This is a genomic window from Flavobacterium magnum, assembly GCF_003055625.1.
GTDB lineage: Bacteria > Bacteroidota > Bacteroidia > Flavobacteriales > Flavobacteriaceae > Flavobacterium > Flavobacterium magnum.
Genome location: NZ_CP028811.1, coordinates 2,379,236 through 2,392,294, shown reverse-complemented (window position 1 = coordinate 2,392,294; position 13,059 = coordinate 2,379,236). Strand labels below are relative to the sequence as shown.

General features: G+C 47.5%; 8 protein-coding genes. 1 reads left to right on the top strand and 7 read right to left on the bottom strand.

What is annotated here, in order from left to right; translation table 11 throughout:
* Positions 1-65: 65 nt before the first annotated feature.
* From HYN48_RS10025 to HYN48_RS09995, 7 genes are all read right to left on the bottom strand, one after another.
* Positions 66-626, bottom strand: coding sequence for a hypothetical protein (locus HYN48_RS10025; RefSeq protein WP_108371276.1), 561 nt, complete (start codon positions 624-626; stop codon positions 66-68).
* Positions 627-740: 114 nt separating this feature from the next.
* Positions 741-1,766, bottom strand: coding sequence for a type IX secretion system protein PorQ (gene porQ, locus HYN48_RS10020; protein ID WP_108371274.1), 1,026 nt, complete (start codon positions 1,764-1,766; stop codon positions 741-743).
* 313 nt (positions 1,767-2,079) lie between these two features.
* The gene (gene lon, locus HYN48_RS10015) at positions 2,080-4,533 is read right to left on the bottom strand and encodes an endopeptidase La (RefSeq protein ID WP_108371272.1); all 2,454 of its coding nucleotides are present in this window, start codon (positions 4,531-4,533) and stop codon (positions 2,080-2,082) included.
* Between the two features lie 196 nt (positions 4,534-4,729).
* Positions 4,730-5,932, bottom strand: a complete 1,203-nt coding sequence (locus HYN48_RS10010; RefSeq protein WP_108371269.1) for a DUF6252 domain-containing protein — start codon at positions 5,930-5,932, stop codon at positions 4,730-4,732.
* A gap of 42 nt (positions 5,933-5,974) precedes the next feature.
* On the bottom strand, positions 5,975-7,294 hold the full coding sequence (locus HYN48_RS10005) for an MFS transporter (RefSeq protein ID WP_108371267.1): 1,320 nt from the start codon (positions 7,292-7,294) through the stop codon (positions 5,975-5,977).
* Between the two features lie 178 nt (positions 7,295-7,472).
* A complete protein-coding gene (locus HYN48_RS10000; RefSeq protein WP_108371264.1) occupies positions 7,473-8,285 on the bottom strand; it encodes a M48 family metallopeptidase in 813 nt (270 codons plus the stop codon).
* A 38-nt stretch (positions 8,286-8,323) separates the two neighbouring features.
* Entirely contained in the window at positions 8,324-10,720 is a 2,397-nt protein-coding gene (locus tag HYN48_RS09995; protein ID WP_108371262.1) for a glycoside hydrolase family 31 protein, read from the bottom strand.
* A gap of 455 nt (positions 10,721-11,175) precedes the next feature.
* Between HYN48_RS09995 and HYN48_RS09990 the strand changes: the two genes are divergently transcribed.
* Positions 11,176-13,005 carry a T9SS type A sorting domain-containing protein gene (locus tag HYN48_RS09990; protein ID WP_108371259.1) on the top strand — a complete coding sequence of 610 codons (1,830 nt, stop codon included), beginning with the start codon at positions 11,176-11,178 and terminating at the stop codon, positions 13,003-13,005.
* The last annotated feature ends 54 nt before the right edge of the window (positions 13,006-13,059 follow it).

The window sequence follows — 13,059 nt, the reverse complement described above, 5'->3', positions numbered from 1 at the left end:
TGGCAAAAATAAGCAAAAAAAAAGCTGCCAATTGTGGCAGCTCATATATTAACTAGCAAACGTTTCTAACAATTTATCAGTCGCGCGCAAACCCTTGCATTAGGTGCATTTCTCTTAATTCTCAAATCTATACATTTTCCGGTAACTAAAGATTCAGAAAGAGCTGCCATGGCTTCTGAAGATTTTTCCTTAACACATGACTTACTCATACATGTTCCATAACTCTTCCATCCATCACCTACTTTCCCACTACAAGCTTCACCATCGCCAACTGAAGCTGTATTAACGGTAACAGAAGAAATTGGGTCAGGGTACAATGTCAATGTTCCTGTACTGTCGTTCATCACCATGTCGACCGCAACTTCATCAGAAATAATAACTTCCCCTTCATTGTGATGCCGCAGATCCGTCTCGTAAATATCACCAATAATATTTTCTATTATTAAGTCTCTTTCCGTTGAATCGGCATAATAATACACTACTGGTTTGGTAAAATCAATCTTTAAAGCTGACGGTGCCAATCCGGCACCTTCAACTATATTTTCTTCAACTGTGGTTACTTCTTCCTTTTCCGAGCATGAACCAATGGCAATTGCTAATAATGCTGTGTAAATAATTTTTTTCATTTGACAACAGTTTTAATGTTCTCAAATATACACAAATATAACTTTAAAGCACTACGTAAATATACCTGATTTTAAAAAAACTCCTTTCTACATTAATTTAATCACAAAAAGCGACTATTCATCCCCGAAATTAATGGTCAATCCGAACAGGCTCGTATTGGCAGCCAAAGTATACCGTGAATAAGAATAATCAAATTTCAGTTTGTTGATTTTTAAACCGAATCCGACAGAAATCCCGGAGAAATTCCGTTGTTCCAAAAGACGCAGCTCCTCTGCCCTCCTGAAATTATAACCGACACGGAGGTTAAAACCTTTCTTTGGAAATAATTCGGCACCAAGGATTACATGTCGCAGGGCATTGTTAAAGATGGACACTTTTTCAGGAGTCGAACCGCCATCGATTGACCCTTCGGCCCGCGCCGGATTTGAAAAAGCGATTTGCCATTGCTGCAGGTTTTCCAGCGTCACATGCCATCGGATCGGCACATTCTCCATTTCCTGTGACACGCCGAACATGACTTCCAACGGTAATTTTTCACGGGTTCCGGCATAAGTCGTAATCTGTGTGCCAACATTCCTGACCACAAAAGCCCAGTTCACATCATTATCCTCATCGATATACAGCGCCCCGAGGTCTACCGCAGCCCCAAACGAATTGTAGCTTTCCAGCGTTGACGAAATCAGCTTCGCATTGGCGCCCACATAAAAATCCGAAAAGGGCACATTGTACGCGTACCCAAACGAAAGCGCGATCTCGCTGCCCGTAAAGTCTGACGTGCGGTTTCCATTCTCATCGGTGCCTTCAAACGTGCCGTAATTGACATAGTTGACCCCGCCATGGAACGTCTGCACATGCCGGTCGTAGGTATAGGCATACGCGGCTGTGCCGTAGGTTACCTCCCCAAACAGGCTTCCATAATTTACAGATAGCCGGTTGTCCATCGCAGGGTTAATCGTCGCAGGGTTGAAAAACGCCTGGTTCACATCGTAATCATACAGCGTCAGCACTTTACCGCCCAGCGCTGACTGCCTCGGCGAGGTGATCAGGCTCAGGAACTGGTAAACCGATTTCCCGCCTATCTGCCCGAAGGAAGCAGCAGAAATCAAGAACACTATGCAGGTAAGTCGGTTTTTAAACATGAATGCCGTAGTAAATGCGGTACTATAACGCAGCTGCGAAGATATTATTTTTTCCTTTAGGAGAAAGAATCAGCAGCGCGGAATCAGGTGTAATCTTAAACGGAAGCCTTTTTTGGGCGTGCCCCCGTTGCGGCAATCGGGTCCTGACGGAAAACGGTACGGCAACGGGGTCGGGCCGTCCGCTGTAGCTTTTCCGCTGCGCTGCAAAGGCTGCCGCTCCCGTCCCTCACGCGGTTCCCGGCTGCCATCGTGCCTCGGCTAAAAAAGAAAGCCGGGAAAAAGTCCCGGCTCCTGTATTGCAGTGGCGTCACATTTATGACAATGTCTTCGCGTTTTTTACTTTTTCATCCAGTATCGCAATTTTCAGCACCTCGCTCATTTCCTTTACATAATGAAATGTCAGGCCCTCAATATACGTCTTGTTGATTTCCTCGACATCGCTCTTATTATCGAGGCACATAATGATTTCCTTAATATTGGCGCGTTTTGCAGCGAGGATTTTCTCCTTGATACCACCCACCGGCAATACCTTGCCGCGCAGCGTAATCTCGCCGGTCATTGCAAGGCTCTTACGTATTTTCTTCTGCTTCAGCACCGATACGAGTGAAGTCAGCATTGCAATGCCCGCGCTCGGTCCGTCTTTGGGCGTGGCGCCCTCCGGTATGTGGATGTGCAGATTGTATTTTGAGAGAATTTCCTGGTCAATGCCCAATTGTTCCGCATTCGCCTTGATGTATTCGAGTGCAATGGTCGCCGACTCCTTCATGACATTCCCCAGGTTTCCGGTCATGCTCATTGTGCCTTTTCCCTTAGATATCAGTGACTCGATAAACAGGATGTCGCCGCCCACGCTGGTCCACGCCAGTCCGGTGACGACGCCCGCCACCTCATTGCTTTCCGATTTGTCACGGTGCAGTTTGGGAGCGCCCAGGATTTCCACGATGTCCGCATCGCTTACCTTACTGTTGTACGCTTCTTCCATGGCAACTGATTTCGCCGCATGGCGTATCACCTGCGCTAACTTGTTCTCGAGGTTGCGCACTCCTGATTCGCGGGTGTAGCCTTCAATGATTTTTTCAAGCTGCTTCTTCCCGATGGTCAGTTGCTTCGGCGTTAGGCCATGTGCTGCAAGCTGTTTCGGGAACAAATGATTTTTGGCAATTTCCACCTTCTCCTCAATGGTGTAACCTGACATCTTGATGATTTCCATCCTGTCGCGCAGCGCGGGCTGTATGGCGCTCAGGTTATTCGACGTCGCGATGAACATGATTTTCGAAAGGTCATAGCCCATTTCAAGGAAATTATCGTAAAACTCACTATTTTGCTCCGGATCGAGCACTTCAAGCAACGCCGATGACGGATCGCCCTGGTTGCTGTTCGACAATTTGTCGATCTCATCGAGGACAAATACAGGATTCGACGTACCCGCTTTCTTAATGCTCTGGATGATGCGTCCGGGCATAGCCCCGATATAGGTTTTCCGGTGCCCGCGGATTTCAGCCTCGTCACGCAAACCGCCCAGCGAGATGCGCACATATTCTCGTCCGAGCGCCTCCGCTACAGATTTCCCGATGGAGGTTTTCCCTACCCCGGGAGGTCCGGTAAGGCATAGGATCGGCGATTTCATGTCGTTGCGCAGTTTCAGGACCGCAAGGTGTTCGATCATCCGCTTCTTCACATCCTCGAGCCCAAAATGATCCCGATCCAGCACCTGTTGTGCGCGCTTCAGGTCAAAGTTGTCTTTGGAGAATTCATTCCACGGCAGTTCGAGGAACAGTTCAAGATAATTTCTTTGTATGCCAAAGTCAGGCGCCTGCGGGTTCATGCGCTGCATTTTCGACAATTCCTTATCGAAATGCTTCTGCGTCTTTTCATCCCATTTTTTGGCTTTCGCCTTTTGGCGCATGTCATCAATTTCCTCCTCGTGCGAGACGCCACCCAGTTCTTCCTGTATGGTCTTCATCTGCTGATGCAGGAAATATTCGCGTTGCTGCTGGTCAAGGTCGAACCGTACTTTCGACTGGATGTCGTTCTTGAGTTCAAGTTTCTGCAACTCGATATTCATGAATTTTAATGTGGCCAAAGCGCGGTCCTTGAGGTTGTTCATCGCAAGCAAATCCTGCTTTTCCCTCACCGAAAGGTTCATGTTGGACGACACGAAATTGACGAGGAATGACTGGCTTTCAATATTCTTGATCGCAAACGTCGCTTCAGTGGGGATATTCGGACTTTCCTGAATGATCTGCGTAGCGAGTTCCTTGAGCGAGTCAATGATCGCTGAAAATTCCTTTTCACCATTTTTGGGGCGCTCTTCGGGCACTTCCTTGATGTCGGCTTTGAGATAGGGTATTTCAGTGGTGACCCTTTCGATCTCGAAACGCTTTTTCCCCTGGAGGATGACTGTGATGTTCCCGTCGGGCATTTTCAAAACCCGCAGGATTTTGGCCACGGTCCCAATGGTATTAATGTCTACGGATGTGGGATCTTCAACTTCCTCATTGATTTGCGACACCACCCCGATAATCTTATCGCTGTTGTTGGCATCGTTAATCAGCTTGATCGATTTGTCCCGGCCCGCTGTGATGGGGATGACAACACCGGGAAACAGGACCGTGTTGCGTAACGGGAGTATCGGTAATGAAAGCGGAAGCTGCTCATTGGCCATTTCTTCCTCATCTTCGGCCGTTAAAAGGGGTATAAGATCGGCTTCGGAGTCTAAATCCTGAAGTGACAAGTTGTCAAGTGTGGTAATTTTTTGGCTGGACATATTTTGTTTTAAGTCATTTTGTCATTACCCGAAACACGGATAACAGCAAATTTATTGTTTAAAAATGTTGTATACTTCTGAACACCAGATAAAATTGCGTTAAAATTTTTACTGCGGCACCGTTGTCAGGCAATGATTATGCCAAACAAAAATCCCGGACAAAGCCGGGATTGATATTCTTAGTTAAGTCTAATATTTAGTAATCCACGCTGAAAGCGCCCTCAGTAACCTGACGCGTGACCGTGCCTTCGAAATTTTTCATCGTCACGGAAAATGTCCCGGTAACATGGGTAGCCGTCATCTGCGTAATTGTAACGGTACCTGAGGTGGCCTGATACAACACATCGTCCTGCAGCAGGTGTGCGCCCACGACATCATCGGTAAGCGGACCGGTAATCGTATAAGTCCCCGGCGCCAGCCCGTCATTAACACGCAGTCCTAAATTGTCGCCGCTTGGCTTTGTGCCCACAATACTGATATAATCCGGCACGCCTGAAGCAGATACGAATCCTACGTCAATCTGGCTTTCCGAAAATTCAGTACCGTCTACTTTAGCGAAAAAGGTATCGCTACCGGGATTCGGGTTGGTGGAGGTGTATGGGACGGTAAAGGTTCCGTTAGTGAATTCCTTATTTGGCACCGCAGGAACGGCATCAAATTCGGACCAGATTCCTGTAAAATGGAACGTTCCGGAAATCGTGTGGTTGGTTGTATTGATTTCGGTAATCACGACCTCGCCGTTGGTTTCAAAATCCGCATTGGCATTGGAATAACCGAACTCAGCATTCGCGCTTTGGTTGTAAAAAATCCCCGCGTTATCGGTATAAGTACCGGTAGTCTGTCCGTCCAATAAGATGGCGAATCCGGCGCCGTTGGCTTTCAGGCCCGTAATCGCGATACCATCACCTGTAATAAATGCAGTAGTGGTTGTCGCTACGAAAGTACCGCCATCAAAGTCGGCTTTGAAAGTACCGGTCTGCGGATTCGGATTCGGGTTGGGATTCGGATCGATGATAACCGTGTCATTAACGCCAATGGGGCCCACCCAGTCGCTGAATACATCACCGCAGCTGGTGCGTACGTAGAAATCGTACTCCTGTGTGGCAACCAAACCATCGACCGCAAAGGTGCGTTCCGCAGTAGTTACCGAAGTTCCCTGACCGTGTGCGAAACCTGCCGGACCATACTCCACTTCCCATAAATCACCCTCGGAAACCCAGGTCAAAGTAACTTTGGTTTCAACGAAATCGCTGGAAGTAAAGGTTGTCGGTTCGGGACATTCGGTGACATTCGGATTTAACACATAAGGATCAATAGGTTCCACGTCTCCGGTACAGGCCGTAATTGACAATAAGACCAGAAAAGCAAAAACTCGAAATAATATTTTGAAATTTTTCATACAAATCTTTTTAAGATGCCCCAAATATAATTTATTTTATGATTATGCCAACTTTTTACGGGGCACTCTTCTAAGCAGCAGCAACCCGACAAGGAAAAACAGCGCGAGGAAGACGATCGCAAACCTGGGGCTGCCCGTAATCTGGTCGATGATGCCATAGACGAGCATCCCGATTACGATACCGATCTTTTCCGAAACATCATAAAAACTAAAAAATGATGCCGTGTCAGTGGTTTCCGGAAGCAGTTTCGAATAGGTTGACCGTGACAGCGCCTGTATGCCTCCCATAACGAGACCTACCAGCCCGGCCATACCGTAAAAGGCCATTGGTGTGGTAATAAAATACGCCCCGATGCACAGCAGCAGCCAGAATGCGTTGATGGCCATCAGCACCGGGATATTGCCAAACCTCGCAGACGCCCTTGACGTCAGGACAGCGCCCAATACGGCAACAAGCTGAATGACGAGGATACAGATGATCAGACCAATGGTGCTTTGGTCCGCATTTTCCCATTTGATTTCCTGGGAACCGAAGTAAGTGGCGATGAGCATCACCGTCTGTACCGCCATGCTATACACAAAAAAACTGCTCAGGTACCGTTTCAGTGGCACATTCTGGTTGAGCAACCCCCACACTTTCCTGAGTTCGCGGAAGCCGTTGAACAGCACCGCCCGGGTCACTTTTCCAGCGTTCCGGTTGCCTTTAGGCAGGTAATGGTAGGTATATTGGCTGAAGACGATCCACCATACGCCAACGCTGATGAAAGAATACTTCATCGCCTTCAATGCTGCTTCGAGCGGTGCGCCCGTAATCCCGAAGAGCTCCGGCTTCATGACCATGGCCAGGTTGATGACCAGCAGGATGACGCTGCCCAAATACCCCAGCGAGTACCCTTTTGCGCTGATCTTGTCCTGCTGCTCCGGATAGGCGATATCCGGCAGATATGAATTGTAAAAAACCAGGCTGCCCCAGAACCCGATCAGCCCCAGGAAGTAAAAAAGCAACCCTACGTAGATGTTGTCGAGGTCGAACCAATACAGGCCCATACAAGACAAGGCGCCGAGGTAGCAGAAGAAACGCATGAAATTTTTCTTGTTGCCCACATAATCGGCTATGCCGGACAACAAAGGTGAAAAAAACGCCACGGCAAGGAATGCAGCCGCAGTGACGAAACTGATCAAAGCCGAATTTTTCAATGAGGTGCCGAAAACATGGATGTAATGGTCGCGGCCCGTAAACAGTTTCTCATAAAAGATCGGGAATATTGCAGAAGAGATTGTCAGTGGGTACACTGAATTTGCCCAGTCGTAGAAAGCCCATGCATTGAGCAGCTTCTTACTGCCTTTTTCTAAATTGGCCATATCGGAGATTTTCCACGAATGTATTTATTTTTTTCGTCATACGGCCAATCGGCAAATAATTTGACTGAAAGATAATCCCTGAAACACGCTACCCTTCCGGCTGCCATCTTCGGTGTACCAAAACAAAAAAGCCATCCCGGGGAATGGCTTTACTTGTATTCAGTTTAAACGGCGCAGCTTATTTGTACACGACACCGAATTTGGCCGCGGTCGCCTTGGCTTGCGGAATCAAACGCTTCAGGTCCCTGATCCTTGTAGCATCTGACGGGTGTGTACTCAGGAATTCCGGCGGTGCGCCTCCACCCTGTGCTGACATCCTCTGCCAGAACGTAATGGCCTGATCAGGGTTGTACCCGGCGATGGCCATCAGGGTAAGCCCGATTTCATCGGCTTCAGATTCATTGCTGCGGCTGAACGGTAAGGTAACCAGTAACGTAGACCCTAAACCATAGGCTTGTGAAAAGATGGCCTGCTTTTCCTGTGACTGACCGGATACAGCAGCGCCTACCCCTATGCCGACAAGCTGCTGAAGCTGATCGGCGCTCATACGCTGTGCCCCGTGATTGGCCAAAGCGTGCGACACTTCGTGCCCCAGTACTGTTGCAAGTCCGGCTTCATCTTTAGTGACAGGCAGAATTCCGGAGTACACTACGATTTTACCACCCGGCATGCACCAGGCGTTCACTTCCTTATTCTCGACGAGCTTGTATTCCCAGGCGTAGCCGTTCAGGTATTCTTTCTGTCCGAGGGAATTCAGGTATTTTTCAGCGGCAATCCGGATTTTATTACCGACGGTCTGCACCTGTTGCGCAGCGCCACTGCCTGAAACCACTTTATTTTCGGTCAGGAATTGTTTGTATTGCGCAAACGCCATCGGAAAAATCTGGTCATTTGAGACAAAGTTCAGTGTCTTTTTTCCTGTAAAAGGATTGGTGGCACAGGAAATTCCCAGCGCCATCGCAAAAGCGGATATTATTACGTATTTTCTCATGGTTATGGTTTTAAAACACTCCAAAAGTACGATTTTAATTACGCGCCCGTAATATGTAATTCTGTAAAATCTTTATCAATAAACAATGTCGTGCCATCAAACCGGGTCGCCTCTGCATCAGCGCGCTCATTATCGATGTAGATCGTCTTGACCTTAAATGGGAGTCCGTGCAGGTTGACCTTAAATTTACCGTACGGCACTTCAAACTTCCCCTCCTTATGCTGTTGGATGATCAGCTGGTTTTCCTTGCCATTGAACGTGAAGGTCGACAGGCTGTAACGGCCTTTGTTGTAATCGTAGCCGTCCTGGGCGTCTTCATAAAGGAATGATTTTTCCTTGCCCAGTTTGTAATATACTTCCAAAGTGACTTCATCGAATTTAAGTTGGCCCACATACTGTTGCACGGGATACTTCGGAATGACCGCGCCCTCCTTTATAAAAATCGGAATCTGGTCGTAGTCGGCTTTTACCCAAAGCTCTTTTCTGCCTGAAACCTTTTCGCCGGTCCAATAATTGTACCAGTTGCCTGCGGGAAGGTACATCCGGCGGCCCTGGGCGTTGGGTTCGAGTATGGGGCATACGAGTATATGGTTCCCGAACAGGAATTCGTCAGTGCGGTAATGCGTCTGCGGGTCATCCTGATCGAAGTACACCAATGGCTTCAGCATCGGAACGCCATCATTGACGTATTCATAGAACATAGTGTACAGGTACGGCAGCAGCTGGTAACGCAGGTTGACGAATTTACGCGTGATGTCGACGATTTCAGTATCAAACGACCACGGTTCCTGGTCGCCGTGGTCGCCTGACGAATGAGTACGGCAAAACGGGTGGAACACGCCCAGCTGGATCCAACGCGCATACAATTCGCCCGAAGGCTGCTCGGCGAAACCACCGATATCGGAACCGGTAAAGCCCATGCCGGAGATCGACATGCGCTGCATTTGAATGTTGGCAATCCAAAGGTGCTCCCAACTCGCGACATTATCGCCTGTCCAGGACGAAGTGTACCGCTGGGCGCCGGAATAGGCTGAACGTGTGATGATGAAAGGCCTTTTCGGGTAAGCAAAACGCTTAACGCCTTCGTAGGTGGCGCGCGCCATCTGGGTACCGTAAATGTTGTGCGCCTTGCGGTGGCTGCAGGGATTGCCGTCATAATCATGGCGTACGTCCATAGGGAACGTCTTACCGGGAACCTCCATCACGGCGGGTTCGTTCATGTCGTTCCACACCCCCTTGACCCCGATATCGGCAATGAGCTCCCGGAAGAGTCCCGCCCACCATTCGCGCACTTCAGGATTGGTAAAATCAGGGAAATTACATTCTCCGGGCCACACCTTGCCTTTCATGTACGGGCCGTCGGCCCTTTTGCAGAAATAATCCTTTTCCAATGCCTCCTGATACACCCAGTAATCCTTGTCTATCTTGATGCCGGGATCGATGATGACCACGGTCTTGAAACCGTCTTCGGCCAATTCTGCCACCATTTTCCTGGGATCCGGAAAATACTCCTTGTTCCAGGTGAAGCAGCGGAAGCCGTCCATATAATCGATGTCCAGGTAGATGGCATCGCAGGGGATTTGGAGTTCGCGGAACTTCGAGGTGATCTCGCGCACTTTGCTTTCCGGGTAGTAGCTCCATTTGCATTGGTGGTAACCCAATGTCCACATAGGCGGCATTTCCGGCTTACCGGTCAGATGGGTGTAAGTCGTGACGACATCAGCCATTTGCGGTCCGTAAATAAAGTAATAATTCATCTCCCCGCCTTCTGCCCAAAAGCTTGTCACGTTGCGGCGTTCCTGTGCGAAGTCGAAGTTGGTCCTGAAGGTATTGTCAAAGAAAATCCCATAAGACCTTCGGTTGTGCAGTCCGATATAAAACGGGACGACCTTATACAACGGCTCCTGGTCTTTGTGGAACGCATATTGGTCCATTGCCCAGTTCTCAACCCGCTTGCCTTTGAGGTTGGCGTGTGAGGCCTTGTCGCCCAGGCCGTAATAACTTTCCCCTTCGTGGGACACTTTACTCATCTTGACGATATTTCCGCCAAACTGGTAACTTTCTTCCCAGTGAAAACCGAGCTCGTCCTCGAGGATGACATTATTTTCCAGGTCTGTGAGTAGAATCCTGAGGTCCGATTTATCCACGCGGCAAATGAGCTTGCTGGTGCTGATCTGGTAAAAAGTGTCGTGTTCGATGAGTTCCAGCGCGTTGTAACCGTGTGATTGTGACTTGTCGATGGCGTACGAAAAATCGTTGCTGAAGTATCCTTTTGTCGTATATCTGAACCGTATCAGGCTGTCGCGCAGTATGGTAATCTTGAGGATGACATTATTATCGGTGTGGAAAAAGACCGAATCAGCGTCCTGCCTTATTTCCGTGACGGCTGAAGGGAACAGGTCGCCTTTATATTCCAGTTCGGTGTTTGTGATCATGCTTGTACGGGTTGTAAAAAGCCAAATGTACAAAGTTACTGCCAAGTTGTTGTTGGTAAGTTGGTGGAGTTTTCAACGATAACGATTGCGGGCGGATGCTTGCGGTTTATAATCTAACAGGAAGAAGAAGTTTTTTTCCTATTTTTTCAACGGCAGACGTCAAATTCAAATATTATGATTTAATTAAGGCTGATTTTCGCTAAATCCCTACAATATTAGAATATTTTTTCTGGGAAAATGAATCATTTGGATTAAAATTGAGTAGCTTTGAGAGAACTAATAATCAAAAATATATCATGGATGCTCACGAAAAAGCTCATGGACAGGCTAATGCCCCTCCTGTTTGTAATCGGAATCGTTATCAATTTTCGATTCCGAAACTTAGTCAGTTTAGTGTATTTAACCTGCTTCAAATCAACCGGCTTTAAGCCACAAATCAATTTAACCAGAATATCATGAAAAGAATTTTAAAACTATTTGTTTTCCTAATGCTTGTGGCGAATGTCCATGCACAGGTTACTGTGTCAATTACCAATATGACATACATTAATGGCACACCCATTAGCAATTGCGGAACCATTGAGTTCGGCACAAGTCCAACCGTAAGGGTACAATTCGGAATCAACCTCACCAAACCCCACAACCAGGTTGTTGGCTTAAGTCATTTGTATGTGTATTCTCTTAATGCATACGGAAACAGGCTGATCCATAAAAATGAAGTTTTACAGGACGCAAATTTTGACACAACCTATCCTTCCGGCGCAGATGTCACACTTAATGCCTCTGACTACAATGCCTCCGGCTGTACTTTGTTTGCGGTGTTTACAACATTCGATAATGTGGAGTACTCTTCGTGTAGTTATAACATCACCAAAACAACCTTTTCACTCTCGCCGACCACCGTTAGCATGCCGTGTGGCGATAGTAACGCCCGGACTTTTACTGTGACCCCAGCGAACGTTCCTGCTGGTGCCACGGTTACGTATCAGTGGAATTACAGTGGTTGGAATCCCCCTACGGTAAGCAATACTATGAGTTCTGTAACACTGACTCCGATTTCGGGAACTTCACTTCCTTCTAGCGTCACTGTGACACCAAAAGTGAACAGCACATCATCTCAAACCCTTGTAGCCAATACTTCCCGGTCGGCATACAGCAGTTCGGCAACAATTTCTGGAGCAACGAACATTTGTGCAGGCACATCAACGTATACGATTGGAGTAATATATCCGAACGAGTCGGTAGCATGGAGCTTAACAAACAACACTACGGCCTTTACAAGCAATCCAACCAATAGCCAGGTAAATGTCACGTTTACAGGTACCGGCCCGCAAACCCTGAAAGCTACCATCACCAATACCTGCGGGCAAACAGCCGTAAAGACGTTTGTAATTAATACCAATGCGACGACTTTTGTCAGCAATGCCATACTTTCGAGCCCAACGAATACCTGTGCGGCATCGAACGTATTTAATATCACCGGTGTAGGCAGTGACCAAACAGTTACATGGAGTCTGTCAAATACATCTATTGCCTCGCTCAGCGGTTCAACCAATTCCCAGACAACAGTAAATTTTACCGGTAGCGGAAACCAAACATTAACTGCTTTGATTACCAATACCTGTGGCCAAACCGCTACTAAAACCAAAACATTTTATATAGGAAAACCGTTTACGACAGTTTTGAACACACCTTCCGGAAATCCTTATGACCAAAACAACCTTCCTGCTGGAGCCACTTCAGGCGCTCCTTACTGGGTATTCAGTTCTTTCTACCCGGAAGCCGGCGTTAGCAGCTATAAAATCATTAATAACGGAGTGACCACTTATAAAAATGCCACCGGCGGCAATGTCACACTGACTGCATCGGAGCTTGGACTTGCTGAAGGCGAGACAAGGGTCATCAAAGTGACTGCCATCAATAGCTGCGGAAGCTTCTTTAAAGACCTTGTATTTACAATCCGCAGGCCTACACTATGCGAATCAGGGATCGGAGCTGGATGCAACCTGAACAGACAGGCCAATACAACAAATCCTGTTTTTACAATATATCCTAACCCATCGAGGGACAAAGTTAATGTCGATTTGAGAGATAGGGAGAATTTCCCGTTAGAAGCAAAACAAATAAGCGGCGAACTGTTTGATATGTGGGGCATTTCCAAATCAAAAGTGCAAATCACAGATGGTAAAGCAACTTTTTCTGTAAAGGGTCTTTTAAAAGGTATTTATATCCTTGTGATAAACTTTGACGGAAAAACAGAGCGTCATCGGATTGCTGTAGAATAAACTTCAGTCAGGTACAATCAAAAAAGAGCAGTTTCGCAAGCCGGAACTGCTCTT